Consider the following 25,238-nt stretch of genomic DNA (forward strand, 5'->3'; position numbering starts at 1 on the left):
AGCGATCATGAGACAGACCGACGGCCGCGCGATCACCAATCCGGAGAACGCGCACAGTTTCTCGCACGCGGAGATCAAACAGGCGGCCGACGCGATGAACCCGGCCGGGCTCGACAGTGCGCTCGCCGCGTGGTCGGCCATCGCCGCCGCGGTCACGAACGCGGGGCAGCAGTTCGAGTCCGCGATCAAGAAAGCCGTGGAACAGCGGTGGGAGGGCGCGGCGGCCGACAGCGCGGTCCGCGGCGTGCGGGACTACGCGGCGCGAATGGGCGAATTCGGCGAGGCGCTCGGCGCGCAGGCCGTGCCGCTGTCGGCGGCGGCGGACGCGGCCGCCAAGTTCAAGATGTCGGTGCCCGACCTGGTGGACACCTCGGGTGGCCCGGCTGAGCCCGAACAGCGCAACTCGCGGGAGGAGCAAGCCCGCGACGAGATGAACACTCAGTACATTCAGCCGTACGGAGCCACCGCGCCTGCCATTCCCACGCTGCCGCCCCCGATCGCCCCTGCCGCCGCGGCATCCACAGTTCTCGAGACCGGCACCGGTACGGCACCGGGCACGAATGCCGGTGCACAGCCGGTGAACGGCACTCCCCCAGACGACACGTCCGCTTCCACCGACGCGTCTTCTTCCGGCGCGGAGCCCGCTCCCCAGGACACCGCCTCCCCCAGCGGCACAGCGGAAGAAGACAACCCGGCCGACCAGCCACAGTCGACAAGCGAGAACACGTCGGCAGCGACGACGCCGCAAGCCGTCGCGCAGAGCCAGGACGCGACGCCCACCACGCCCGCGCCCACCACGAGAACGCAGACATCCACGGCGGTCGCACCGTTCCTGTCCGGCACCCCGATGCCGACCACACCCGCCACTGTCACCCCGATGTCGTTCGACGGCAGGCCGACGAGTACGCCGACCGGGCCGGGTACACCCGCCGCGGCGGGAACCCCGAACGCGGCGGGGAACGACGCGCGCTCGGGCACTTCGCGTCCGGCCCAGCCCACCGCCCCGGCCGCGTCCCATACGCCGTCCGCCCCGGCGGGACGCCCGGGAGCGCCGGGGGTTCCCGGCTACTCGGGCATGGTCCCGCCCGGGATGCGGGGCAGGCGCACGGACGACGACGAGCACCGGTCGCCGAAGTACCTGCGCACCGAGGAACACGCGAAGGAGCTGCTCGGCGAGGTGCAACCGACCGTGCCGCCCGCCCTCGGAGAGAAGTGATGGCGCAGTGGTCGCTGTCGGCCGAGCAGTTCGCGGCGGCATGGTTCGGGACCGGCCTGGACCGGATGCCCTTCCCGTTCCGGTTCACCAGCCGATTCCCCGGCCTGCACGAGTACCAGGAGTATCAGCGGCAGTTCCGCGCCGAGCTGGACCAGGCCGAGCGGCTGCCACTGCGCAATGCGATCACCACACTGGCCGGTCCCGACTGGCGCATCGAGTTGTTCGGCTACGACAACACGCGCGAGGGCGTCGAACTGCGCGCCGTCGCCTGCGCGACGCGCACCGGGTCGGGCGTGCTGGCCGTGCAATCGCCCGCACCGGACGGTGGCCGGGTCCGGTTACGCCGCTGCCGGGTCGACCAGCTCGCCACCGAAGTGGTGCGACTCCTGCCGGAAGCACCGGCCGGGACCGTCGGTGAGAAAAGCTTTTTGCTCGACGATCTCAACGACGATCGCCCCGATCCGTTCGGCAACGCGCCCGCCAGTCAGGCGAAGGAACGCTACCGGCGTTTCTGGCGGCAATCGTGCACCACGCGCGGCACCGCCGTCGTGCTGCTGGGCCCGCGCAACGACGCACCGCTGCGGACCGGCCGCCTGCGCTGGATCGACACGACCGACGGCCGTTACTGCGAGGTGCCCGCCAATCGCGCCCTGATGATCCGTCCCGGTACCAGCGCCGATATCGCCCGTTACCTCGACGAGTCGATTGTGCGGGCGAAAGCGCGCATGGATCGGTAGTTCCGGATCGCCGCGACGGCTCGTAAGTTGATGCCATGGCAACTCGGGACGAGATCGAGGCATTCCTGGTCGAGTATCAGCAGGCGTTGAGCTCATTCGACGCCGAGCGCTCGACCGCGTTGTGGGGCGCGCCGGGCACGATCGTCAGCGACGGATTCGTCGGCTCGCTGTCTTCCCGCGCGGACATGGCGGAGGGACTGCGCCAGTCCTATCCGTTGTATCGAGCGCTGGGACTCGCACGGGTCGACCACACCCTGCTGGGGCAGGTGGAACTCACCGAGCGCATCACCCGCCTGCATGTGCGATGGCACTTCTTCGACGCGGCGGGCGCGATACTCACCGACAGCGACTACGAATACCTGCTGCGGCGCGATGACGATGACGTGCTGCGCGTCTATGTCGCCGTCGCCATCGACGAAATGCGGAAGCTCACCGAACTGGCCGCCGCCAAAGGCATCGAGATACCGGGTACCTGAGCCCCGAGGGCGATCGTCGCTCCCGGCTTCGCACATCCGACGAGCGGCGGATGCGCGAAGCGGGTGCCAGGGTCAGCCCAGCAGGCGCCAGTCCTCCAGGCCGTCGTACAGCGGAACGTCCTGCGCCAACTTGCTCACCCGGGCGCGCAGCGAGTCCAGGTCGGCGGTGCCGGCCAGCGCGCCCGCGATGATGTCGGCGACCTCGGCGAACTCGGTGTCGCCGAAGCCACGGGTGGCCAGCGCGGCGGTGCCGATCCGCAGCCCGGAGGTGACCATCGGGGGACGCGGGTCGAACGGAACGGCGTTGCGATTCACCGTGATACCGATTTCGTGCAGCAGGTCCTCGCCCTGCTGACCGTCGAGTTCGGAGTTGCGCAGGTCGACCAGCACCAGGTGCACGTCGGTGCCGCCGGTGAGCACGCTGATGCCCTTGTCCTTGACGTCGGCCGCGGTGAGCCGCTCGGCCAGGATCTTCGCGCCCGACAGGGTGCGCTCCTGCCGGTTCTTGAACTCCGCGCCCGCGGCGATCTTGAACGCGACGGCCTTGGCCGCGATGGCGTGCATGAGCGGGCCGCCCTGCTGGCCCGGGAACACCGCGCTGTTGAGCTTCTTGGCGTACTCCTGCTTGGCCAGGATCAGGCCGGAGCGGGGGCCGCCGAGGGTCTTGTGCACGGTCGAGGACACCACATCGGCGTAGGGCACGGGCGAGGGGTGCAGGCCGGCGGCGACCAGACCGGCGAAGTGGGCCATGTCCACCCACAGGTACGCGCCGACCTCGTCGGCGATCGAGCGGAACGCCGCGAAGTCCTGGTGGCGCGGGTAGGCCGACCAACCCGCCACGATCACCTTCGGACGCGCCCGCAAGGCGATCTCGCGCACCTCGTCCATGTCGACGCGGTGGTCTTCCTTGCTCACCCCGTAGGAGTGCACCTCGTACAGCTTGCCGGAGAAGTTCAACCGCATGCCGTGGGTCAGGTGACCGCCGTGCGCGAGGTCCAGGCCGAGCAGCTTGTCGCCCGGATCCAGCAGGGACATCAGCACCGCGGCGTTCGCCTGCGCGCCGGAATGCGGCTGCACGTTGGCGAATTCCGCGCCGAACAGCTCCTTGGCGCGATCGCGCGCGAGGGTCTCCACCACGTCGACGTGTTCGCAGCCGCCGTAGTAGCGCCGGCCCGGGTAGCCCTCGGCGTACTTGTTGGTGAGCACGCTGCCCTGCGCCTGCAGCACCGCGCGCGGCACGAAGTTCTCCGAGGCGATCATCTCGAGCGTGTCGCGTTCGCGGGCGAGTTCGCCTGCCATCGCGGCAGCGAGCTCCGGATCGAGCTCACCGAGAGACTGGGAATTGACAGAGGCGGTCGTCTGCGTCACGGCCTCAGTCTATGGGCCGGGGGACGATCCTCCGAGCAGGGGGTTCATCCCTCGGGGCCATGCCGTCCCAGGCCGTGACTTGCGCCACCCTCGCACGCCCGCCGGACGTCAGCGGGACTCACCGTCCTCCGGCAGGTAGTTCGCCAATAGCACCGCCAGCTGCCGCTGCGCGTCCTCCAGCGGCCGGGTCGACTTCATCGCCCGCGCCTGGACGATGGCGCCCTCCATCGCGCTGAACGCGAAACTGCTGAAGGAGCGCGCCTCCTCGGCCGGCACGCCCGCGGCGACGAGCGCCGCGCCGAGGCGTTCGTGCCACGCGGCGAAGACCTCGCCCGCCGCGGCCTGCACCGCGGGTTCGGATTCGGCCAGTGCGGCCGCGACGACCGGGCACCCGGCGCGATAGCCGGTCTTCTCCAGTGCGGCGACCCACCAGCCGAGCAGCGAATCGAACCAGCGGCCCGGCGGCCCGGCGGTCACCTTGTCGATCACCGCGTCGACGCGCCCGCCCGCCACCCGGGTGGCGGTCTCGACCAGTTCGCTCTTGCCCGCGGGAAAGTGCTGGTAGAGCGAGTTGCGCGAGGCGTTGCCGCGTTCCAGCAGGGCGGCCAGCCCGGCGGCGTGCACACCCTGCTCGCGAACCAGTTCGATGGCGCTCTCGATCAGCCTGGTGCGCGGCCCTGCGGTCATCCGAGCTCCTTGGTCGAGGTTGCGTGAACCGATCGGTCCATGCTGCAATCATGGCACTTGTGGACCGATCGGTTCATCGAAAGGATGGGATTGATGTCCGAAGCCACGGTCGACCCGGCTCAACTGTCCGGTCTCGAACTCCTGCGCACCGCGATGACCAGGACGGATCGTCCGCCGTTCATCGGCGACCTGCTCGGCATGGAGGTCGATGAACTCGAACACGGCAAGGTCGTCTTCGCGCTGCGCACGCGGCCCGACTTCGCCAATCCGCTCGGCACCACGCACGGGGGAATCTGCGCCACCCTCCTCGACTCGGTGATGGGCTGCGCGGTGCACACCACGCTCGAAGCCGGCGTCGGGTACACGACGCTGGAGTTGAAGATCAATTACATCCGCGCCGTGCCCACCGACGGACAGCGCCTGACCGCCACCGGCACCACCATCCACGTCGGGCGCACCACCGCCACCGCCGAGGGACGGGTGGTCGACGAGCGGGGACGACTGGTCGCGCACGCCACCACCACCTGCGTCATCTTCCGCGCACCTTGAACCGAGGAGCACGCAGCGCGGCTACCGCTCCGCGTGGGCCCGCAACAGCGCCGCCGACCCGCACGTGCGGTTACGGCAGGGCAGCTACCCCAGCGCACCGGCACGGCCGCTTTCGTGCCGGAGGACGACGTAGCGGCCCGCTCTCGCACGTTCGTCCGAGGGCGCGTCGAGACCGCGGTCGCCGGACGCACCGTGAAGCGCTGGAAAGCGACCCCCGTCTCGGCGCGCACAATCTTCGCGGACGCCTGAACCGGCAACCGGAACCCCCAGCCGCCCGACCACGGACAGGCGGGGGGCGGATCGACGACACTCGACCACCTGACCGGGGCCTGAACCGGACGCGCCCCTATTTCATGGGGCGAGACGAGCCGTAACGAGTGAGGGTGCGCGGACCGGTTTCCCTGGTGACAGTTCACGATCACCTGACGAAGGAACGAACATGGTCGGCTTGGTCTCGGTACCCAACTCCCCCGTCGAGGCGCTGCTGCGCACCCTCTCGCTGCTGCTGTGCAGCATCTCCGCGGGCGGGCAGGGCTGCGCGGTGATCCAGTAGCGCTCAGGCCGCGGCGCGCACCGCACCGGGAGTGAGCGGCTCGTCGAGCAGTCTGCGGAAGCGATCGGCCCGGTCGTCGGCGTCGGCCGCGCGATCGAGCCATCCGCCCAGGAGCCGGTAACCCTCCACATAGGTGGAGATGTAGGCCCGCCACAGCGGCGAGGACAGGAACCGCAGGGACTGGCGCGCCCGCTCGGGCGTCGTCAGGTTCCAGGTCTGCAAGAACTCCGCGACCTCGTCGTGGGTGCGCCCCCGGTCGTGCAGCAGCAGCGCGGCGTCCTGGCGCACGCCCAGCAGCTCGGCCGAGGCGTTCGAAAGCCGTTCGGCTCGTTCGCCGTCGAAACGCAGCCCGAGATCCGCGTAGATCTCCTGCGCCCACTTGCCCCATCCCGGCCCGACGATCGAGCGCAGCGCCAGATCGGCGAGGCCCTCCGCCATCAGGCACTGCGGGGTGTTCACCAGGAACAGCGTCTGCTCGGCCTGGCCCGCGGCGACCAGCCCCGCCTCCTTGCGGCAGTGCTCGGTGTGATGCCCGGGATAGGACTCGTGCGCGATCAGCTGCGGCAGGTGTGCCATGTGCTGCTTGAGATCGGAGTTGATCGCGACCCGGGAGTGGTAGTTGCCCAGGTAGTAGTTGAACCCGGACCAGGGCTTGTCGCCGACCACCTCGTAGGTGACGTGCTCGTGGTCGGGCAGCGGGTAGCGGGCGCGGACCAGCTCGCGCAGCGCGCTGGAGAACGCCTCGACGCAGACCGGCAGGCGCTCCGGCGGGATTTCGTCGGCCTTGCGATGCGCGGCCACCCGTTCGGCCAGCGGCCCGTCCCCGGCGAGCACCTCGTCCATCTGCCGGTGCGCGTCGCGGTAGTCGTCCACGTCGCCTGGTTCGATGTCGACGTCGAAGTACGCGCGCACCTCGGCGACGAACCCGATGTCGTCTCCGGCGAATTTCCGTCCGGAACATTCCAGTGCGCGCAGGTGCACGTCGAGGAATTCGGCGCGCTCCGGCGCCAATCCGGCCTCCGGCACAGCGGCGCGCAACTCGGCGGCCCGCCGGGCCAGCTCCCGCGGCTGCGGCGCCGGCGCGTTCTGCACCTCGCGGCGCAGCGCGGGGTCGCCGGTGTAGGCGTCCACGAACCCTTCCTCCAACCGGTCGAAGGCGAGGCCGAGCCGCAGGTATTCGGTCACGAGCGGATGCGCTTCCATGCCAGCCGACATTAGCGGCTCGCACCTGGCTCATCGAGTCGGTTACCAACCGGTAGTGGCACCCCGCTCATCCCGCGATGTCGACGCGGAGCAGAATTCGGCTATGCGGCGACAGCTAGACCGAATCTCACCGGATCCGCACGGTAACTGTGCGTGTTTGCCGAAACGGAGTGTCGGGTAAGTGGCACGAATGAGCGAGCCGAGTCCCTACGTGGAATTCGACCGGAAACAGTGGCGAACCCTCCGTAAGTCGACTCCTCTGGTGCTCACCGAAGAAGAACTGATCGGCCTGCGCGGCCTCGGAGAACAGATCGATCTCGAGGAAGTCGCCGAGGTCTACCTCCCGCTCGCTCGTCTCATCCACCTGCAAGTGGCCGCACGTCAGCGGCTGTTCGCCGCGACCGCGACCTTCCTCGGCGAAACCCATCCCGACCAGCAGGTACCGTTCGTGATCGGCGTCGCGGGCAGCGTCGCGGTGGGCAAGTCGACCACCGCGCGCGTTCTCCAAGCGCTGCTGGCGCGCTGGGACCACCACCCGCGCGTCGACCTGGTCACCACCGACGGATTTCTCTATCCCACGGCGGAACTCACCCGGCGCGGCATCATGCATCGCAAGGGTTTCCCGGAGAGCTACGACCGCCGCAAGCTGCTGCGATTCGTCACCGAGGTGAAATCCGGCGCGGCCGAAGTATGCGCCCCGGTGTATTCGCACATCTCCTACGACATCGTGTCGGGCAAGCAGCACTGCGTGCGTCAGCCCGACATTCTGATCGTGGAGGGCTTGAACGTGCTGCAGACCGGTCCGCGCCTGATGGTCTCGGACCTGTTCGACTTCTCGATCTACGTGGACGCGCGTATCGAGGACATCGAGAAGTGGTACGTGCAACGTTTTCTCACCTTGCGCAACACTGCCTTCGCCGATCCGAACGCGCATTTCCACCACTACTCCGGATTCACCGACGACCAGGCGACCGCCGCCGCCCAGGAGATCTGGAACAACACCAACCGGCCGAATCTGGTGGAGAACATTCTGCCCACCCGCCCGCGCGCGACCCTGGTGCTGCGCAAGGACGCCGACCACAGCATCAATCGGCTGCGGCTGCGGAAATTGTGAATTCGCTTACAATTTCCACGCCTCGTCCAGGCGCCGGGCCACATCGATATCGCGGACCGCGGCGATGTGCGGCTTACGGATCTCGGCGGAGACGTAGCGGGCGACGAACCGCCTGATCTCGTGGTCGACGCTGGCGAGGATGCGCACCAGCTGGCCGCGCTTGGTGGCGGCGGCGACGTCGACGCGCACGTCGCCCGGGCGCGGCTCGGCGATATCGATCACCACCCGCAGCGGCGCGGCCGTGCGCACCGTCAGGTGCAGGTGCACCGTGCCCTCGGCGTGGAACCGATGGCGGTCGACCGCCAGGTCCAGCAGCAGGTCGAGGTCGAGGGGGATGATCAACTCGAAGGCGATCGTCTCGTCGCCGTGGCGGCGCAGCCGCGCCGCGCCCAGTTGGACCTCGGCGGTCACCTTGGCCAGCCGCGCCGGGCCGACTCCGATCGGCCCGAAATCGAATGCGGTGCCGGTCAACTGATCGAACGCGCCGGAGATACGCTCCTCGGAGGCGGCGTACTCCAGGAAACGCCGACCGAACTCCGCATAGCTGATCGAGGCGCCCGATCCGTGCCGCACGGCTCCGGCGGCGTCGGCGGACCGGTGGTCGAACGAGCTCATGAGACCGCACGGTACGCGAGAAGGACAACGGTCGAGCCGGATTCACCCCGCCAAGATCGAATCAGGCGCCGAAACGGCGATGGCGCGCGGCGAAGTCGCGCAGCGCCCGCAGGAAATCCACCCGGCGGAACTCCGGCCAGTACGCCTCGGTGAACCATATCTCCGAGTATGCGCTCTGCCACAGCAGGAAGCCGGATAACCGCTGCTCACCGGAGGTGCGAATGACCAGGTCGGGGTCGGGCTGACCGGAGGTGTAGAGGTGCTGGCCGATGGCGTTGACGGTGATCGACTGCACCAGGTCCTCGCCGGTCTCGCCCGCGGCGATCTCCTGGCGGACCAGCGAGCGCACCGCGTCGGTGATCTCCTGCCTGCCGCCGTAGCCGACCGCGACGTTGACGTGCACGCCATTGCGCCCCTCGGTGCGCTCGGCCGCGGTGCGCAGCCGCTTGGCGATCAGTTCGGGAAAGCCGTCGAGCGAGCCGACGATGCGCACGCTCCAGTTCTGCTCCGGGGCCGACAGCTCCTCCACCACGTCGGTGATCACCTCGAACAGCGTCTCCAGTTCGTCCGGATCGCGCTGGAGGTTCTCGGTGGACAGCAGGTAGACGGTCACCATCTCGATGCCCTCGGCCTCGCACCAGCCGACCAGCTCGGCGATCTTGAGCGCTCCGACCCGATGCCCGTGACTGACGTCGGTGAAACCGTTCTCCCGCGCCCACCGGCGATTCCCGTCACACATCACCGCGACGTGCCGGGGATGTTGTTTGCCGGCCAGCTGCCTGGACAGCCGGGCCTCGTAGATGCGATACGGCAGACCCCGCACCTGACTCGGAAGTTCCACGCGGGCAACCCTACGCCTCGACGACACGAATCCGGCATCGACCGCGATACGCCGGTACAGTGGCCAGGAGCCCACAAGTTACGGTTGCGTAGGTTACTGACGGGTCGGCCAGCGGCTCGTCCCGTCCCGACTCGGCCCCGCGCGGCTCCCCCGGCCGCGCCCACTAGGAGGTACTCGTGTCCGACGCGGCACCGGTCACGGCGGTCCCGGATTCGGCGTCAGAAGCGCTCGCCGAGGCGCTCGTCAAGCCGCGATTGCGGGGCTGGATCCACACCTGGGCGGTCGGCGTCGCCGCGATCGCGGCCGTGGTGCTGATCGCCGTCGCCACCACCGTCTCGGCGACCGCGGGATGGTCGACGCTGATCTACGGCCTCACCGTGTGCGGACTGTTCGGCGTCAGCGCGGTCTACCACCGGGTGACCTGGCCCACCCCGCGCGCCCGCATCCGGATGAAGCGAGCGGACCACTCGATGATCTTCCTGTTCATCGCGGGCAGCTACACGCCCTTCGCCCTGCTCGGGCTGCCCGGACGCACGGGGCAGACGCTGCTGGCGGTGGTCTGGGCGGGTGCGCTGGCCGGCGTGGCGCTCAAACTGCTGTGGCCGACCGCTCCCCGCTGGGTCGGTGTTCCGCTCTATCTGCTGCTCGGCTGGGCCATCGTGCCGGTGGCGGGGCAGTTGAACGGCCAGATCGGTATCGCGCCGCTGATCCTGCTGCTGATCGGCGGCCTGTTCTACAGCGGCGGCGCGATCCTCTACGCCACCAAGTGGCCGAACCCGTGGCCGACCGTCTTCGGCCATCACGAGTTCTTCCACGCGGCCACGGTGCTCGCGGCACTGACCCACTACGCGGCGGTCTGGCTGGTGGTCCTGCGGTGAACGCCTAGAGTCGACGGGGAGCAGCGCGAGAGGGGGCCAGATGACCGGGAAACCGCCTGTGCCGGTCGTCCTGGCTCTATGCTGCTCGTTCGTGTTCCTCGTCGCCGCCTCGCGCGGCATCGCCCCGCCGCTCGGCGCGCGCAGCGGCGGGCCTCGTCGCTCGGGGTCGCGCGTCCGATGATCGCGAAGCTCGTCGTCTGGGCGCTCAAAGCGCGGGGTGGCCTGGCCGCACTGGTCACCACGGCGAATCTCAGCGGTCTCGCGGTGATCGTCACCCAGCTGTGGCTGAACGGATTCCTCGGCCGGCTGGGCCCGGACTGGCTGCGGGCGCTCGTCTTCGTCGGCATCTACCCGGCGGTCGGGTTCCTGATCGGCATCGCGCTCGCGGTGCGCGACCGGAGGGTGTACTTCGGCTGGCTCGACGCCGGGCGCAAACCCACCGAGGTGGAAGCGCGCCGCCTACTGCTGCTGCCCATCGCGATCAGCATGCGCGCCCTGGCCCTGTGGATTCCAGGCGTGATCGTGGCGACCGCGACCTTCGCGCATCTGAGCCCGGACAACGACCCCGGCGTGACGGCGGCGCTGTTCACGATCGGCGCCTTCGAATCGGCGGCGGTCACCTTCCTGATCGTGGACCGGCTGATCCGGCCGACCATCCCGGTGGTGGCCGGGGTACTCGGCTGGACCATGCACTGGAGCGCCTCGGTCCTGGTGCGGGTCGTGCTGACCTGGGCGGTGGCGGCGGCGCTTCCGCTGCTCATGCTGATCGTCGTGCTGGCCGACCCGGCCGCGGCCGCACCCGACCGGGTCCGCACCGCCATCTACCTGTCCGCGGTCGGCATCGGCGTCGGCGCGCTGGCCACCGCGTTCCTCGCCCGCTCCGTGGCCGCGCCGATGCGCACGCTGCGCCGCGCGCTGGACCGGATCGCCCAGGGCGATCTCGGCGCCCGGGTGCCGATCGGCAGCACCAGCGAGATCGGCAGGTTGGAGCACTCGGTCAACGAACTGGCCGCGAACCTGCGCGAGCGGGAGCGGATGCGGGAGGTGTTCAGCAGACACGTCGGGACGGAGGTGGCCGAGCGCGCGCTCGCCCGCGGGGCCGACCTCACCGGTGACGTGCGCGAGGTGTCGGCGCTGTTCGTCGACGTGACCGGCTCGGTGGAACTGTCCACCGGGCTGCCGCCGCAGGAGTTCGTGGCCAAGCTCAACCGGCTGCTCGCGACCGTCGTCGCGGCGACCGAGGAGAACAACGGCCTGGTCAACAAGTTCGAGGGGGACGCGGCCCTGTGCGTCTTCGGGGCGCCGATCGCGCTGCGCGACAACGCGACCCCGGCCCTGCGGGCGGCGCGCCGCATCCGCGACGAGGTGATCGCCGCCGGGGAGCTCGACATCGGGATCGGCGTGGCGCACGGCCCGGTCTTCGCCGGTGACGTCGGGTCCGATACCCGGCTCGAGTTCACCGTGATCGGCGACGCCGTCAACGAGGCCGCTCGCCTCACCACGGCGGCAAAGGAGGTGCCGCGGCGAATCCTGGTGAGTCAGGCGGTGATCAATGCCGCCGCCGACCACGAAAGCGACAAGTGGACGCTCTACGACACCATCGTGCTGCGCGGTATGAAAGAGCCGACGGTCTGCTGGACCGATAGCGACACCTCAGGTTCCCACCCCGAGTCCACCGACACCCGCACCGATCTACCCGAGCTGCCGCCGGACACCAACCCGGTTCTCGAGATCCACACCGCCGCCCCCGCGCCCGACACCGCCGGGACGCCGGACACCGAACTCGACGCCCCGCCTCGGCGTTAGCCTCGGCCGTTCGGGTGCGCGCGCCCTCGCGTGGCCGACGCGGTGACTCCGGTGGCGGTCAGCGTCTCGCGGGTCCGCGTGGCGGTGGAAAAGCGCACGGCGTCGATGGCGGGCTGAGTGTCGCGCAACCAACCACCCGCGAGGCCGGTCTCGCGCCGCCCGCGCGGAGCCAGCGGTGTTCGTGATCGTCGACGCCCTCCGGGTACGCCAACCTGCCGTGCGGACCGCCGATCGCCGCTAGTTCCGTTGCAACGCCGTACGGAGCTGGTCCGGAGTGGAGACCGGGAGGTCGCAGACGGAGCCACGGCAGACGTAGGCCGCGGCGGCGTCGCGCACCAAAGGCCGGTCGGCCAGCAGTGGGACGGCGTCCGGGGCGGCGGCGAGGACGACCGAGCCGCCCGGGGCAGCCAGTCGGGCCGTGGCGAGCAATTCGGTGGAACGCTCGGCCGATTCGGTGGCGATGGCGACCTGCAGTGGACCGCGCAGGGCCGCCTCGGCAACTGTGAGCCACTGGCCCGCCGAACGGGGTGCGCGCGCCAGCACGATCGCGCCGCGCTCGAGGGTGCGATCGGCGAATTCGCGGTAGCGGGCGGCCCGTTCCGGGTCGCTGGTGGCCGCGGCGGTGAGCAGCGCTTCGGCCAGGGCCGACGCGCCCGCGGGCGTAGCGCCGTCGATCGGGTCGCGCGGCCGGGTGACGAGCGTCTCGGCGTCGTCGGCGGTGTCGAACCAGCTGCCCGGCTGATCGGGGTCGGCGAAATGCTCGATCGCGGAGTCCAGCAAGCGCTGGGCGTGTTCGAGCCAGTCCAGTTCGCCGGTGGCCTGGTGCAGCGCGAGCAGTCCGGTGACCAGCCAGGCGTAATCCTCCAGGATGCCGGGGCGCGGCACCGGCGACGCCGCCGAGCGAGGCGCGCCGCAACCGTCCGTCCACCACATGCTCGGCCAGCAGGAAGCGCGCGCATCGAACGGCGGCGTCGGCCCATTCCGGCTCGTCCAGCGCGGCCGCCGCCTCGGCGAGCGCGGTGATCGCCATGCCGTTCCACGCGGTCACCACCTTGTCGTCGCGGTCCGGCTGTGGACGGCGGTCGCGGGCGGCGATCAGCGCGGCTCGCACGCGTGCCAGCCGCGCGGCGTCTTCCGCCGTGGTCGGCTCGGTGTACCTGGTCAGCACCGAGGTGCCCTGTTCGAAGTTTCCGGCGGTGGTGACGCCGAAGAAACCGGCCGCCCAGGTCCCGTCGATCGAACCGAGAACACCGGCCAGCTCGGCGGGCGTCCACACATATGTCGCGCCTTCGACGCCGGGTTTGCCGGGCTCCAGGTGGGTGTCGGCGTCCAGCGCCGAGGCGAAGCCGCCCTGCGCGGTGCCCAGGTCGTCGAGTAGGAAACGTACGGTCTCCCGCGTGACTCGATGCGAGAGCGATTCCGGCAGCACCGAGGTGGTGCGCCGGGCCAGGTGCGCGTAGGCGCGCAACAGCTGCGCGTTGTCGTAGAGCATCTTCTCGAAATGCGGCACCACCCAGGCGGCGTCGACCGAGTACCGCGCGAATCCGCCGCGCAGCTGGTCGTAGATGCCGCCGCGCGCCATCGCCTCGGCGGTGCGGGCCACCACGTCGAACACCGCGCGGTCACCGGTGCGCTCCCAGTGCCGCAACAGCCCTTCCATCAGCGCCGACGGCGGGAATTTCGGCGCGCCGCCGAACCCGCCGTGCTCGGCGTCCTCGTCGCGCAGCACGGCGGCGACGGCGTGGGCGAGCAGTTCCGGCGTGATCGCCAGCTCCGCGTCGGGCAGGCCCGCCGCCTGGTCCCGCAGCGCCGCGGCCACCTGCGCGGACGCCTGGTTCACCTCGTCACGCCGGGTACGCCAGGTCTCCGTGATCGCGGTGAGCAACTGGGTGAACGACGGCATGCCGCCGCGTGGCAGCTTCGGGTAGTAGGTGCCGCAGTAGAACGGCTCGCCGTCCGGGGTCAGGAAGCAGGTCATCGGCCAGCCGCCCTGCCCTGTCATCGCGACGGTGGCGTTCATGTAGACCGCGTCCAGGTCGGGCCGCTCCTCCCGGTCGACCTTCACACAGACGAAGTGGGCGTTCATCTGGTCGGCGGTGGCCGCGTCCTCGAACGACTCGTGGGCCATCACATGGCACCAGTGACAGGACGCGTACCCCACCGAGAGCAGCACCGGCACGTCCCGCTCGCGCGCTTCGGCCAGTGCCTCGGCATCCCATTCCCGCCAGTGCACGGGGTTGTCCGCGTGCTGGCGCAGATACGGAGACGTCGCCATTCCGAGCCGGTTCATGGCTCCACCGTACGGCCCATCCCGCCCCCGCGTGGGCAGCACGGGCCGGTGGTCTTGACTCTCCGGTGGCCGGAGACCACAGGGTCGCGGCATGAAGATCGATCTGTCTCGCGCGGACGAGCACTACTACGGAGCGAGCGCACAGCCGGTGATCAAGGCATTCCCGCCATACGACTACATCACGGTCGAGGGGGCCGGAGACCCCGACGGCCCGGTCTTCGCCACCGCCGTGCAAACGCTCTACCGCGCCGCGTACGGGGCGAAGAAAGCGGCGAAGGCGGCCGGGCAGGACTTCGTCGTGCCGAAACTGGAGGGTCTGTGGTGGGTCGACTCCGACGCGCCGCCGCTGACGGTGCCACGCGAACAGTGGCGATGGAAGCTGCTGATCCGCATGCCGGAGGTGGTGACCGCCGACATGGTCACCGGGGCGACCTTCGAGCGGCTCACCGAGGGCGACGCGATCCAGGCGCTGCACCGGGGGCCGTACGCGACCGAACCGGAGACCTTGGCACGCATGGACGCCCTCATGGCGGCCGAGGGATGGCGGCACAGCGGGCGCCACCACGAGATCTATCTCTCCGATCCGCGCCGAACGCCGGACGAGAAGAAGAAGACCATCCTGCGTCAGCCGGTGCGCCGGATCGAGCGAAAATAATTCGCGCCTTTTCCATCCGGGCGGATACAGTCCTGTCCGCGCCCGGTGCGCAGGCAACGGCTACTTCCGTATTCAATGGATGGGTTGCGGGTTCGAGTCCCGTCCGGATCGCTGTGATCCGGTAGCTCAATCGGCAGAGCTATCCAAGGCAGGGTCTCCGTACCCGTCGGGCTCGATTCGCTCGAGCCGGTATTCCGTCGCCGCCCGGATCTCGGGCGCCGCACGCGCCTCGAGGGCGGCCGATCCATTCGGCCGCCCTCGAGGTCATTCCACACCGGCGATGTTCATTCTGACGAGGCGCGGTGCGGCATGAGGGAAATCCCGCAGTCGGCTGGATTTCGCAAACCGTCTTTCGCATCGTCGGTCATGGCGTGCGGGCCAGCACCTCGCGCCCCACATAAGCCAACAGCCGACGATGCGCGGGTTCGTCCTCGGCCACCGCTACCTCGGGCCCGAAAATGCCCGGCGCCCGGAAAGACTCGATACCGCCCATTGCCCGCATGGTGGCGAGCAGTTCGCCACAGAGTTCGTCGTCGGCCAGATCCGGCCGGTCGATGGCCACCGCGATATCGACGCCGTGCACGAGAACCTCGGTCAGATGCACCAGCGCCGCCGCTGGGCCGGGCAGATCCCCGAGCGAGATACCCACCGTGCCCTCCAGCGCGCCGGGCCGATGCCAGGCGGCGCGGTCCACCTCCGCCGCCGCGGCGTAGGCGCCCTGCGGATCGCCGCCGAGCCAATCCGATTCGTACTCGGCACCCGCATCGGTGCCGCTCAGCGCCGCCGCGAAGACGTGCATGCCGCCCACGGTGTGATTGAGGACCTCGCGCACGTCCCAGTCCCGGCACGGCGTCGGCGCGGCCAGACCCGCTCCCCCCACGGCGGCGACGATCGCTCCGGTCGCGTCCAGTGCGCGGTCGATCTGTCCGATCATGTTGTCCATGAGCTTCCTTCGGTCGAGCGGTTTGGCTGAATTGGTAACACAGGACACCGACGGACGCGCGGCAATGCGAACACCATCGTGCTTGGAAATAGTTGCCAGTGGTGTGCTTCCGATCGACCGCGAGAAATAAATGAGTCGCGCCGCACCGGCGCGCTCGCTACAGTCGACGGTGCGCCCGGTGCGCAGGCAACGGATACTTCCACTTCTAATGGACAGGTTGCGGGTTCGAGTCCCGCCCGGACCACGAGGTCCGGTAGCTCAATGGCAGAGCGGTACGTCCCGTCGCCGACTTCGATCTCGGGCGCGCTACAACGTTATTCGTGCACGCGGCCGATGGTCCGAGAGTCGTGTTCCGGTGGCCACCCCGGAATGCGATGCACGATACGCGTCCGGTGCGCAGGCAACGGTTACTTCGGGTTCGACTCCCGCCGATATGATTCGGCCGCTCGATATGGCGAGCAAGCCGTCGCCACATTTTCCTCGGACGCTCACATGACCAGGCCGCCGCGAAAAATGAGGTGCGGCAGATGATTGCTTCGGTTACCGTTTTCGTGCACCCGGAGGAAGTCCGGGTGCGCCACAATTCCATCGCACCTCCCGGTGCGAAGCAGGCGGCTACTTCTCGACCATGACCCTTTGGGAAATGCCGCACGCGAATATCGATCTCGGGGGGCATCGCGACGCACCGGCCCGGTGCGACCGACACGGCTACTTCCGCGAGCAGGCAGCACCACCCCTGCGTCGACCGGCCATTCGCCGCAACGGATTCCGATCTCGGGCCGGATCGACGCGGCTGTCCCCGGACGCACGACTGGGGGAAATCCTTGAGCAAGTTCAACCTCGCGCGCCCCGGCGCGATCGCGCCGATCATCAGCGAGACCCGCCCGACCGGCCGCACCTACGAGGGCGGCCCGGGATACGCCCGCACGCCACAGAGCGAGCTGTTCCTGCTGGCCGTCACGAACATGGTCGGCGAGCACACCTTCTACGAGTCCGCCGACCAGCGCGACGATCGCTATGCCGCGCTGGTGCGCGCGGCGACGATCGCCACTCCAGAGTGGACCGCCCGCTTCCTGCGCTGGCTGCGCACCGAGGCGAACCTGCGCAGCGCCGCGATCGTGGGCGCCGCCGAGTTCGCCGCGGCGCGGTCGGACGCGGGCGCGGCGGGCATGTCGCGGCAGGTGGTCGACTCGGTGCTGCAGCGCGCCGACGAGCCGGGGGAACTGCTCGCCTACTGGACCGCGGTGCACGGCCGCGCCCTTCCCCAGCCGGTCAAGCGCGGCGTCGCCGACGCGGTGCGCCGGTTGTACGACGAGCGCGCCCTGCTCAAGTGGGACAGCGCGGCGCGGGCCTTCCGGTTCGCCGACGTGCTGCAGCTGACCCACCCCACACCCGCGCCCGACCGGCCCTGGCAGGGCGCGTTGTTCGCCCACGCCCTGGACCGGCGGTACGGACGCGCGACCGAGCCGGACGCGGCGCTGACCGTGCTGACCGCCCGCGCCGAGCTGATGGCCCGCCCGGTCCAGCAGCGCCGCGCGCTGTTCGACGCCCCGGAGCGGGCCCGCGCCACCCTGCGCTCGGCGGGCATGACCTGGGAGGCGGTGGCGGGCTGGCTGCAGGGTCCGATGGACGCGGCGGTGTGGGAGGCGCTGATCCCGTCCATGGGCTACATGGCCAAGCTGCGCAACCTGCGCAACTTCGACCAGGCCGGGGTGAGCGACGCCGTGGCCGCGCAGGTGGCCGCCGAACTCGCCGATCCGGCCCAGGTGGCCCGCTCCCGTCAGCTGCCGATGCGGTTCCTGTCGGCATACCGGGCCGCGCCCTCGCTGCGCTGGGGCCATGCGCTCGAGCAGTCGCTCGGTCATTCGCTGGCCGCCGTGCCCGCGCTGCCCGGGCGGACGCTGGTGCTGGTGGACACCTCGGGCTCGATGCAGGCCGGGTTCGCCAAGGACGGCTCGCTGGCGCGCTGGGACGCCGCCGCGCTGTTCGGCCTCGCGCTCGCCCGGCGCTGCGCGCGGGCGGACGTGGTGTCGTACTCCAGCCCCGGCGGCACCTGGAAGGGCCGTGCTCGGCCCGCCAGCGTGGTGTTCCCGCAGCGGCGCGCCGAGCCGGTGCTCGGCGCGGTGCGGCGGTGGCGCGAGGAGGGCTACTTCCTCGGCTGGGGAACCGACACGGTGGGCGCGGTGCGCGAGCACTACGCCGGTCACGACCGGGTCGTCATCCTGACCGACGAGCAGGCGCACGACGGCGACGTCGGCCGGGCCGTGCCCGGCCGGGTGCCGCTCTACACCTGGAACCTCGCGGGATACCGCTATGGGCACGCCGTCGGCGGCACCCCGTACCGGCACACCTTCGGCGGACTGACCGACGCGGCGTTCCGGATGATCCCGCTGCTGGAGGCGGGCCGCGACGCCGACTGGCCCTTCTGACGGCCGCGGGGCCGAGACCATCGCCGGTCTCGGCCCCGCGGCCATCGGTCGTGCCCGGCGCCGGCTACCCGGATATCGGGTAGTTGGCCCGGATGACGCCGTGCGGATCCCGCGCTCGCTTGATCTCGCGCAGGCGGGTCAGCGTCGCGGAATCGAACGCGGCGGCGGCGGTCTCCTCCGGTGTGAGGAAGGTGTACGGCTTGCGACCGGTGATCTGCCCGCTCACCGCCCCGACGATCGCGGTGCGCCGGGCCCGGACCGCGTCGGCGAGATGCGGCAGCCCGAGCCCGAGGCAGTACAGCAGGTAGGGCTCGACGATCGGGCCGCGCGCGCCCGCGTCCGGCCGGGCTTCGGCCAGCGCGCCGCCCAGATGCCGGATCTGGACGTTGGCCAGCGGGGCGACCGGTTCCTCGACCAGCGTCTTGACCACGGCATCACCGAGTTCGGTCAGCTGCTCGGCACGCGACAGCGACGGACTCGGGTCGGTGGGTTCGCCGGTGACGCCGCCGATGTCGGCGGGACCGAAGACGCCTCGCTTGTCCAGGATCGGATTGCCGATGGCGTCCAGCGCCGCGAGCAGCGACCGGCCGCGATCCGGATCGCCCAGATACACCGCGTCCAACCCCACCATCGGCGGCGCGTCCGGGATCTGCAGACGCTGGAACCAGACCGTCAGCTCCTCCGGCGCCGCGGCGGTGATCTCCTGGAAGACGTCGAACACCTCGCGAACGCGGGCTTGCGGCCACAGCACGCGGCCGCCGAACAGTTCCCTGGCCGGGAACAGCGTGAACTCGAGCCCGGTGACCACGGCGAAATCGCCACCGCCGCCGCGCAGCGCCCAGAACAGGTCCGGGTCGTCCTCGGCCGAGACCCGGCGGCGCACGCCCTCGGCGTCCACGATCTCGAACGCGCGCACGGCGTCACTGGCCCAGCCGTGCTTGCGGCCGAACCAGCTCATGCCGCCGCCGAGGGTGTATCCGGTCACGCCGACCACCGGGTTGCTCCCCGCCAGGCCGGTCAGCCCGTGCCTGGCGGCGGCAGCTTGCACCCGGCCCCACGGCACGCCCGCCCCCACGCGCGCCACGCGCCGCTGGGCGTCGATCTCGATGCCGTCCAGCTGCCCGGTGCGCAGCAGGATCGCCTCCGGCACTCCGCCCGCCGCGCCGTGGCCGGTCGGCTGGGTGACCACCGGCACGCCCGCCCGGCCCGCGTACCGGACCACGGTCGCGACGTCGTCGGTGTCCCCGGCCCGCACCACCGCGGCCACCGGCTGGGTGACCGTCGTCGTCCACGGCCGTGCCGCGCTCTCGAAGCCTTCGTCACCGGCCACCAGCACGCGACCGGGCAGCACGGTCCGCAGTTCGTCGAATGTCATTGCTCGTCCTGACTCTCAGCCTTCGGGAAGCAGACGCGAGCGACGAATTCGGATACCGGCCGCCCGGGGACGGGCCGTGCTTCGCGCCGCGACTACCTCATTGACGAAAGAGAGTGCGGAAAGGTAACAATCAGCAGGTCAGAGGGGCGAAGCTCCCGCTCAGCCCGACTCGGCGCGCCCTTCGGAGTCGCCGCCCTTCGACTCCTCCGCCCGCCGGGTGATGCCGTGCTCGGTTCCCTCGTCGGCCTCCTGGTCCGGCTCGGGATGCTCGGGCTCGAAGGTCGCGGGCAGGCCCTTGATGTGCCGGTTCATCGACCGGATCAGCAGGAACGTGCCCGCGAGCAGCAGCAGCACGATGGCCAGGCCCAGCGGCGACGCCTTGCCGAACTCGGGGCCGGTCGGCGTGCCGGGCGTCTGGGCGAGCAGGACCAGCGTCACGACCGCTCGTCCTCGATGCCCGCGAACAGGTCGGTCTCCGGCAGTTCGGTGCGCACCCTGGTCTTGGCCAGCTCGAACTCCTCGGTCGGCCACAACCGCTGCTGCATCTCCAGCGGAACGGCGAAGAACGCGCCGTTGGGGTCGATCTGCGTCGCGTGGGCGCGCAGGGCGTCGTCGCGCTGCGGGAAGTACTTGGCGCATTCGATCTGGGTGGTGATCCGGGAGATCATGTCACCGCGCTCGGCGGCGTACTTGCGCATCCGGTCCAGCCATTCCTGCATCGGGAACGGTTCGCCGAGACGCTCGTACTCCGCGGCGAACATCTCCATCCGCCGCATGCTGAAGCCGTGGTCGTAGTACAGCTTGAGCGGCGTCCACGGCTCGCCCGCGCCGGGGAAGCGCTCGGGATCGCCCGCCGCGTCGAACGCCGCCATCGACACCTCGTGGCAGCGGATGTGGTCGGGATGCGGGTAGCCGCCGGTCTCGTCGTAGGTGGTCATCACGTGCGGCTTGAACTCGCGCACCACGCGCACCAGGGCCTCGGTCGCCTCCTCCAGCGGAACCAGCGCGAAGCAGCCCTCGGGCAGCGGCGGCAGCGGGTCGCCCTCGGGCAGGCCCGAGTCGACGAACCCGAGCCAGTGCTGGCGCACGCCGAGCGCGCGGGCCGCCGCGGCCATCTCCTCGCGGCGGATCTCGTGGATCCGCTCCAGAACGCCGGGGGTGTCCATCGCCGGGTTGAGGATGCTTCCGCGTTCTCCGCCGGTCAGCGTCACCACCAGGACGTCGTGTCCTTCGTCGGCGTAGCGGGCGGTCGTCGCGGCACCCTTGCTGGATTCGTCGTCTGGGTGGGCGTGCACCGCCATGAGGCGAAGGCCACTCACGTCTCGTTCTCCGTCGCTCTCGGTCGCGGGTGTCGGGGCTTCGTTACCTATAGTTCCATTCGACCCACATTTGTTCCGACGTACCCCCCGGGAGCGACCAGCATGAGCCAGCCCGCGCCGGAAGCCGGCGGTGACGCGAAGGCCGCGGCGGCGTCCCAGAGCGGCCCCCTGGCCGACCGCTACGGCACCCGGCCGCGCAAACGGCGCCGGTGGGTGGCGCCCGCGCTGAGCGTGGTCGTGGTGCTCGCCGGGCTCGGCGTCGCCTATCTCGGCTACCAGAAGTACGGGCCGGACGACATCGAGGCCGAGCAACTCGGGTATGTCGTCGTGGACGACTCGACCATGACCATCCGCCTCAAGGTCACCCGGGCCGACCCGCAGCGGCCGGTGGTGTGTTTCGTCCGCGCGATGGCCCGCGACGGCGCCGAACTCGGCCGCCGGGAGGTGCTGGTCGAACCGTCGGACAGCGGGACGGTGGAGCTGAGCACCGTCGTGCGCTCCTCCGCCCGGCCCGCCTCGGGCAGTGTCTACGCGTGCAGCGATCGGGTACCCGGCTATCTACGAGCTGGCTGATTTCCGCGCATCCACCGGCGACCTGCCCACGAAATCAACTCCGACCTGCACATTTGTGAATCATGCTAAAATGGCGTGATACACGGTTCCGGGGCTCGGAGCCGTGTTTGCTGCATTGGCGGCCAGCGCTGACGGTTCGGGCTTGCGAGCTTGCCCGCGACCAAGGGCCTGTCGGGGTTCGTTGAACTTCCCAGGATCGCTCTAGCCGTCGACTGGTGCGTGCCCGCTCCCGGGTGGGCGCATGCCGGTGCTCAGGGAATCCCGGCCCGCCGGGAACAACTACTAGGGAGTGATCGAGATGACTGAGACGCAAGTGACCTGGCTGACCCCGGAGTCGCACGACAGGCTCAAGAGCGAACTCGACGCGCTCATCGCCAACCGTCCGGTCATCGCCGCCGAGATCAACGAACGCCGGGAAGAGGGCGACCTCAAGGAGAACGGCGGGTACCACGCCGCCCGCGAGGAGCAGGGCCAGCAGGAGGCGCGCATTCGCCAGCTGCAGGAGCTGCTGAACAACGCCAAGGTCGGGGTCGCGCCCACCAAGTCCGGCGTCGCGCTTCCCGGATCGGTCGTCAAGGTTTACTACGACGGCGACGAGACGGACACCGAGACCTTCCTGATCGCCACGCGCGAGGAGGGCCTCAACGATTCCAAGCTGGAGACCTACTCGCCGAACTCCCCGCTCGGTGGCGCGCTCATCGACGCCAAGGTGGGCGAGACCAGGGAGTACACGCTGCCCAACGGCAATACGATGAAGGTCACGCTGATCAGCGCCGAGCCCTACCACAGCTGATGCTTCCGGCCGCGGCAGCGCGCCCGGCCGAGACCCCCGCGGACACGAGCGGCCGCGCCCGATCATCGGGTGCGGCCGCTTCCTCATGTCCGTGAACCTAGCTCAATGCCTGCTCGAGGTCCCCGAGCAGGTCGCTGACATCCTCGATGCCGACCGAAAGCCGCACCAGATCCGCGGGCACCTCCAGCTCCGAGCCCTCCGTGGAGGCGTGCGTCATCGCGGCCGGATGCTCGATCAGCGACTCGATGCCGCCCAGGGACTCGGCGAGGGTGAACACCTCGGTCCGCGAGCAGAACTTGCGAGCCGCCTCGACGTCGCCGTGCAGGCGCACCGAGATCATCCCGCCGAACCGCCGCATCTGCTTGCCCGCGACGGCATGGCCCGGATGCTCCGGCAGGCCGGGGTAGATCACCTGCGAGATCGCCGGGTGCCCGGACAGGAACTCGGCCAGTGTCTCGGCGTTGTCGCAGTGCCGGTCCATCCGCAGCGCCAGGGTCTTGACGCCGCGCAGCGTGAGGAAGGCGTCGAACGGGCCGGGCACCGCGCCCGCGCCGTTCTGCAGGAACGCGAACGCCGCGTCGAGTTCCGGATCGTCGGTGATCAGCGCGCCGCCGATGACGTCGGAGTGCCCGCCCAGGTACTTGGTGGTGGAATGCACCACGATGTCGGCGCCCAGCAGGAGGGGCTGCTGAAGATAAGGGGTCGCGAAGGTGTTGTCCACCACCAATTTCGCGCCGGCGGCGTGCGCGACCTCGGCCAGCGCGGGGATGTCGCCGATGCTCAGCAGCGGGTTGGTCGGCGTCTCGATCCACACCAGCTTCGTATTCGGCCGGATCGCGGCGCGCATCTCGTCCACGTTGAACACGTGCGCGGGGGAATGCTCGATGCCCCACTGACTGAACACCTTGTCGATCAGCCGGAAGGTGCCGCCGTAGGCGTCGTCGGGGATCACGATGTGATCACCCGGACGCAGCGTGGCGCGCAGCGCGCAGTCGGTCGCGGCCATGCCGGACGCGAACGCCCGGCCGTAGCGGCCCGATTCCAGCGCGGCGAGGTTCGCCTCCAGCACCGACCGCGTCGGGTTGCCGGTGCGGGCGTATTCGAAACCGCCGCGCAACCCGCCCACGCCGTCCTGGGCGAACGTCGAACTCGCGTAGATGGGCACATTCACCGCGCCGGTCTGCGGATCGGGTTCGTACCCGGCGTGCACGGCCCGTGTGGAGAATCCCAGCTCGCTCATGAGGGCCAGCCTAATCGCGGCGATTCCCAGGCAACTTCCCGGTCGTGCATATCGTGGCTCATCGCGCAGGCGAACCGGACAAAACGCCGCAAGATCGGTGCCCGCGCGCGATCTGCCCCCTGGGTGCGATCGAATTGCTCACAGGCCCCGCCTGAGCCGAAAATCTTGCAGCTGCACAGAAGACTCGAGCGCCGTCTCCTCGAATCTGCGCCCCTTTAGGCTGAGGCCATGGTCACTGTGGAAGAACTGTTCGCCACCGACGCACTGCTGTCCGAGGACGAGCGCGAGATCCGCGACGCCGTCACGAGCTTCGCGGCACGGCGGCTGCGTCCGCACATCGCGGAGTGGTTCGAGGCGGGCACTTTCCCGGCCCGCGAGATCGCTCCCGAACTCGGCGAACTCGGCCTGCTCGGCATGCATCTGGAGGGATACGGCTGCGCGGGCATGTCGGCGACCGCCTACGGCCTGGCCTGCCAGGAACTGGAGGCGGTCGACTCCGGCGTGCGCAGCATGGTCTCGGTCCAGGGCTCGCTGGCGATGACCGCGATCCACAAATACGGCTCGGAGGAGCAGAAGCGGCACTGGTTGCCCGAGCTGGCCGCGGGCCGCGCGCTCGGCTGCTTCGGGTTGACCGAGCCCGACTTCGGTTCGAACCCGGGCGGCATGCGCACCCGCGCCCAGCGTGACGGCGCCGACTGGGTGCTCAACGGCGCCAAGATGTGGATCACCAACGGGTCGGTGAGCGATGTCGCGGTGGTCTGGGCGCAGACCGAGGACGAGGGCAAGCGGGTGATCCGCGGATTCCTGGTGCCCGCGGGAACGCCCGGGTTCACGGCACGGGAAATGCGCCGCAAACTGTCGCTGCGCGCGTCCATCACCGCCGAGCTGGATTTCGACGACGTCCGCCTGCCCGCCGACGCGGTGCTGCCCGGATCGCACGGACTTGCCGCGCCGCTGGCCTGCCTGAGCGAGGCGCGCTTCGGCATCGTCTTCGGCGCGCTGGGCGCGGCGCGCGAGTGCCTGGCGGCCACCATCGACTACGCCAGGACCCGCGAGGTGTTCGACAAACCGTTGGCCGCCTACCAGCTCACCCAGGCCAAATTGGCCGACATGGCGCTGGAGTTCGGCAAAGGTCAGCTGCTCGCGCTGCACATCGCGCGGTTGAAGGACCGCGGCGAGGTCACCGCCGAACAAGTGAGCGCGGGCAAGCTGAACAGCACGCGCGAGGCCATCGCCATCGCCCGCGAATGCCGCACCATCCTCGGAGCCAACGGCATCACGCTCGACTACCCGGTGCTTCGTCATGCGAACAATCTGGAGTCGGTGCTCACCTACGAGGGCACCGCCGAGGTGCACCAGCTGGTGCTCGGCCGCGCACTGACGGATGCGAACGCATTCCGCTGAAAGCGGTTACCCGCGCGCTTCGGTCGGTCGATCACAGCACGAACCAGCTCAGTGAATACATCGGAAACTGAACGATTGCCTTTCCGGACAAACGGCACGGTCGCAATCCTCCGCGTGGGGTCTAGCGAAAATCGTTCTCGTCGAAGTAGTCCGAGTACTCGCCCGAGTGCGGAT

22 protein-coding genes, 1 tRNA gene and 2 pseudogenes are annotated in these 25,238 nt (G+C 69.9%); 13 read left to right on the top strand and 12 right to left on the bottom strand.

Annotated elements, in window-relative coordinates; genetic code table 11:
- Positions 1-7 precede the first annotated feature (7 nt).
- Genes ON27_RS23035 through ON27_RS23045 form a run of 3 tightly spaced genes read left to right on the top strand, consistent with a single transcriptional unit; the run spans position 8 to position 2,429 of the window.
- Complete coding sequence (locus ON27_RS23035; RefSeq protein ID WP_043731635.1) at positions 8-1,216, top strand: hypothetical protein; 1,209 nt, start codon at positions 8-10, stop codon at positions 1,214-1,216.
- Positions 1,216-1,953: an ESX secretion-associated protein EspG gene (locus ON27_RS40035; RefSeq protein ID WP_051046915.1), complete on the top strand. Its 738-nt coding sequence runs from the start codon at positions 1,216-1,218 to the stop codon at positions 1,951-1,953. The genes ON27_RS23035 and ON27_RS40035 overlap by 1 nt, the downstream gene beginning before the upstream one ends.
- Positions 1,954-1,988: 35 nt before the next feature.
- The gene (locus ON27_RS23045) at positions 1,989-2,429 is read left to right on the top strand and encodes a DUF6841 family protein (RefSeq protein WP_043731636.1); all 441 of its coding nucleotides are present in this window, start codon (positions 1,989-1,991) and stop codon (positions 2,427-2,429) included.
- 72 nt (positions 2,430-2,501) lie between these two features.
- Here ON27_RS23045 and glyA read toward each other — a convergent pair whose 3' ends face one another.
- A complete protein-coding gene (gene glyA / locus ON27_RS23050) occupies positions 2,502-3,797 on the bottom strand; it encodes a serine hydroxymethyltransferase (RefSeq protein ID WP_043731637.1) in 1,296 nt (431 codons plus the stop codon).
- Between the two features lie 108 nt (positions 3,798-3,905).
- Positions 3,906-4,484: a TetR/AcrR family transcriptional regulator gene (locus tag ON27_RS23055; RefSeq protein ID WP_051046916.1), complete on the bottom strand. Its 579-nt coding sequence runs from the start codon at positions 4,482-4,484 to the stop codon at positions 3,906-3,908.
- Between the two features lie 93 nt (positions 4,485-4,577).
- On the opposite strand from ON27_RS23055, the gene ON27_RS23060 reads away from it, so the two are divergent.
- A complete protein-coding gene (locus ON27_RS23060) occupies positions 4,578-5,033 on the top strand; it encodes a PaaI family thioesterase (RefSeq protein ID WP_373282778.1) in 456 nt (151 codons plus the stop codon).
- Between the two features lie 556 nt (positions 5,034-5,589).
- Here ON27_RS23060 and ON27_RS23065 read toward each other — a convergent pair.
- Positions 5,590-6,789: a hypothetical protein gene (locus ON27_RS23065; protein ID WP_043731639.1), complete on the bottom strand. Its 1,200-nt coding sequence runs from the start codon at positions 6,787-6,789 to the stop codon at positions 5,590-5,592.
- 181 nt (positions 6,790-6,970) lie between these two features.
- Between ON27_RS23065 and coaA the strand changes: the two genes are divergently transcribed.
- Positions 6,971-7,903, top strand: coding sequence for a type I pantothenate kinase (gene coaA, locus ON27_RS23070; RefSeq protein WP_043731643.1), 933 nt, complete (start codon positions 6,971-6,973; stop codon positions 7,901-7,903).
- 6 nt (positions 7,904-7,909) lie between these two features.
- Here coaA and ON27_RS23075 read toward each other — a convergent pair whose 3' ends face one another.
- Positions 7,910-8,518: a hypothetical protein gene (locus ON27_RS23075; protein ID WP_051046917.1), complete on the bottom strand. Its 609-nt coding sequence runs from the start codon at positions 8,516-8,518 to the stop codon at positions 7,910-7,912.
- Positions 8,519-8,579: 61 nt separating this feature from the next.
- On the bottom strand, positions 8,580-9,359 hold the full coding sequence (locus tag ON27_RS23080) for an isoprenyl transferase (RefSeq protein ID WP_043731645.1): 780 nt from the start codon (positions 9,357-9,359) through the stop codon (positions 8,580-8,582).
- Between the two features lie 176 nt (positions 9,360-9,535).
- Between ON27_RS23080 and trhA the strand changes: the two genes are divergently transcribed.
- Both trhA and ON27_RS23090 read left to right on the top strand, forming a co-directional pair.
- The gene (trhA, locus tag ON27_RS23085) at positions 9,536-10,237 is read left to right on the top strand and encodes a PAQR family membrane homeostasis protein TrhA (protein WP_043731647.1); all 702 of its coding nucleotides are present in this window, start codon (positions 9,536-9,538) and stop codon (positions 10,235-10,237) included.
- 177 nt (positions 10,238-10,414) lie between these two features.
- A complete protein-coding gene (locus ON27_RS23090) occupies positions 10,415-12,043 on the top strand; it encodes an adenylate/guanylate cyclase domain-containing protein (RefSeq protein WP_083887750.1) in 1,629 nt (542 codons plus the stop codon).
- Positions 12,044-12,075: 32 nt separating this feature from the next.
- Here ON27_RS23090 and ON27_RS41455 read toward each other — a convergent pair.
- Both ON27_RS41455 and ON27_RS23095 read right to left on the bottom strand, forming a co-directional pair.
- Positions 12,076-12,275 (bottom strand): annotated as a pseudogene (locus ON27_RS41455) (histidine phosphatase family protein); the annotation flags it as partial.
- Positions 12,276-12,280: 5 nt separating this feature from the next.
- A pseudogene (locus tag ON27_RS23095) lies at positions 12,281-14,333 on the bottom strand (thioredoxin domain-containing protein).
- 91 nt (positions 14,334-14,424) lie between these two features.
- Here ON27_RS23095 and ON27_RS23100 point away from each other — a divergent pair.
- A complete protein-coding gene (locus ON27_RS23100; RefSeq protein ID WP_043731649.1) occupies positions 14,425-14,988 on the top strand; it encodes a GyrI-like domain-containing protein in 564 nt (187 codons plus the stop codon).
- Positions 14,989-15,352: 364 nt separating this feature from the next.
- Here the strand turns inward: ON27_RS23100 and ON27_RS23105 are convergent, their stop codons facing one another.
- Positions 15,353-15,931, bottom strand: a complete 579-nt coding sequence (locus tag ON27_RS23105; RefSeq protein ID WP_043731650.1) for a TIGR03086 family metal-binding protein — start codon at positions 15,929-15,931, stop codon at positions 15,353-15,355.
- Between the two features lie 175 nt (positions 15,932-16,106).
- On the opposite strand from ON27_RS23105, the gene ON27_RS23110 reads away from it, so the two are divergent.
- Both ON27_RS23110 and ON27_RS23115 read left to right on the top strand, forming a co-directional pair.
- Positions 16,107-16,175: transfer RNA gene (locus tag ON27_RS23110), tRNA-OTHER, on the top strand.
- Positions 16,176-16,755: 580 nt separating this feature from the next.
- Entirely contained in the window at positions 16,756-18,360 is a 1,605-nt protein-coding gene (locus ON27_RS23115) for a TROVE domain-containing protein (RefSeq protein ID WP_043731652.1), read from the top strand.
- Between the two features lie 64 nt (positions 18,361-18,424).
- Here ON27_RS23115 and ON27_RS23120 read toward each other — a convergent pair whose 3' ends face one another.
- From ON27_RS23120 to mca, 3 genes are all read right to left on the bottom strand, one after another.
- Complete coding sequence (locus ON27_RS23120; RefSeq protein ID WP_043731654.1) at positions 18,425-19,735, bottom strand: FAD-binding oxidoreductase; 1,311 nt, start codon at positions 19,733-19,735, stop codon at positions 18,425-18,427.
- 159 nt (positions 19,736-19,894) lie between these two features.
- Positions 19,895-20,173, bottom strand: a complete 279-nt coding sequence (locus ON27_RS23125) for a hypothetical protein (protein ID WP_043731657.1) — start codon at positions 20,171-20,173, stop codon at positions 19,895-19,897.
- Complete coding sequence (mca, locus tag ON27_RS23130; RefSeq protein ID WP_245560063.1) at positions 20,170-21,054, bottom strand: mycothiol conjugate amidase Mca; 885 nt, start codon at positions 21,052-21,054, stop codon at positions 20,170-20,172. The genes ON27_RS23125 and mca overlap by 4 nt, the downstream gene beginning before the upstream one ends.
- Positions 21,055-21,156: 102 nt before the next feature.
- Between mca and ON27_RS23135 the strand changes: the two genes are divergently transcribed.
- Both ON27_RS23135 and greA read left to right on the top strand, forming a co-directional pair.
- Entirely contained in the window at positions 21,157-21,627 is a 471-nt protein-coding gene (locus tag ON27_RS23135) for a DUF4307 domain-containing protein (RefSeq protein ID WP_051046918.1), read from the top strand.
- A 298-nt stretch (positions 21,628-21,925) separates the two neighbouring features.
- Positions 21,926-22,420, top strand: coding sequence for a transcription elongation factor GreA (greA, locus tag ON27_RS23140; protein ID WP_043731660.1), 495 nt, complete (start codon positions 21,926-21,928; stop codon positions 22,418-22,420).
- Between the two features lie 97 nt (positions 22,421-22,517).
- Here the strand turns inward: greA and ON27_RS23145 are convergent, their stop codons facing one another.
- The gene (locus tag ON27_RS23145) at positions 22,518-23,660 is read right to left on the bottom strand and encodes a cystathionine gamma-synthase (RefSeq protein WP_043731663.1); all 1,143 of its coding nucleotides are present in this window, start codon (positions 23,658-23,660) and stop codon (positions 22,518-22,520) included.
- Between the two features lie 228 nt (positions 23,661-23,888).
- On the opposite strand from ON27_RS23145, the gene ON27_RS23150 reads away from it, so the two are divergent.
- On the top strand, positions 23,889-25,064 hold the full coding sequence (locus ON27_RS23150) for an acyl-CoA dehydrogenase family protein (RefSeq protein WP_043731665.1): 1,176 nt from the start codon (positions 23,889-23,891) through the stop codon (positions 25,062-25,064).
- Positions 25,065-25,238 lie beyond the last annotated feature (174 nt).

It is taken from the genome of Nocardia asiatica NBRC 100129 (assembly GCF_000308415.1).
GTDB classification, from domain to species: Bacteria; Actinomycetota; Actinomycetes; order Mycobacteriales; family Mycobacteriaceae; genus Nocardia; species Nocardia asiatica.

Excerpts from the sequence above, each read along its gene's own strand:
- ON27_RS23035 (WP_043731635.1), top strand. The coding sequence starts at position 8 with ATGAGACAGACCGACGGCCGCGCGATCACCAATCCGGAGAACGCGCAC.
- ON27_RS40035 (WP_051046915.1), top strand. The coding sequence starts at position 1,216 with ATGGCGCAGTGGTCGCTGTCGGCCGAGCAGTTCGCGGCGGCATGGTTC.
- ON27_RS23045 (WP_043731636.1), top strand. The coding sequence starts at position 1,989 with ATGGCAACTCGGGACGAGATCGAGGCATTCCTGGTCGAGTATCAGCAG.
- ON27_RS23055 (WP_051046916.1), bottom strand. The coding sequence starts at position 4,484 with ATGACCGCAGGGCCGCGCACCAGGCTGATCGAGAGCGCCATCGAACTG.
- ON27_RS23060 (WP_373282778.1), top strand. The coding sequence starts at position 4,578 with ATGTCCGAAGCCACGGTCGACCCGGCTCAACTGTCCGGTCTCGAACTC.
- ON27_RS23065 (WP_043731639.1), bottom strand. The coding sequence starts at position 6,789 with ATGGAAGCGCATCCGCTCGTGACCGAATACCTGCGGCTCGGCCTCGCC.
- ON27_RS23075 (WP_051046917.1), bottom strand. The coding sequence starts at position 8,518 with ATGAGCTCGTTCGACCACCGGTCCGCCGACGCCGCCGGAGCCGTGCGG.
- ON27_RS23090 (WP_083887750.1), top strand. The coding sequence starts at position 10,415 with ATGATCGCGAAGCTCGTCGTCTGGGCGCTCAAAGCGCGGGGTGGCCTG.
- ON27_RS23100 (WP_043731649.1), top strand. The coding sequence starts at position 14,425 with ATGAAGATCGATCTGTCTCGCGCGGACGAGCACTACTACGGAGCGAGC.
- ON27_RS23105 (WP_043731650.1), bottom strand. The coding sequence starts at position 15,931 with ATGGACAACATGATCGGACAGATCGACCGCGCACTGGACGCGACCGGA.
- ON27_RS23120 (WP_043731654.1), bottom strand. The coding sequence starts at position 19,735 with ATGACATTCGACGAACTGCGGACCGTGCTGCCCGGTCGCGTGCTGGTG.
- ON27_RS23135 (WP_051046918.1), top strand. The coding sequence starts at position 21,157 with ATGAGCCAGCCCGCGCCGGAAGCCGGCGGTGACGCGAAGGCCGCGGCG.
- greA (WP_043731660.1), top strand. The coding sequence starts at position 21,926 with ATGACTGAGACGCAAGTGACCTGGCTGACCCCGGAGTCGCACGACAGG.
- ON27_RS23145 (WP_043731663.1), bottom strand. The coding sequence starts at position 23,660 with ATGAGCGAGCTGGGATTCTCCACACGGGCCGTGCACGCCGGGTACGAA.
- ON27_RS23150 (WP_043731665.1), top strand. The coding sequence starts at position 23,889 with ATGGTCACTGTGGAAGAACTGTTCGCCACCGACGCACTGCTGTCCGAG.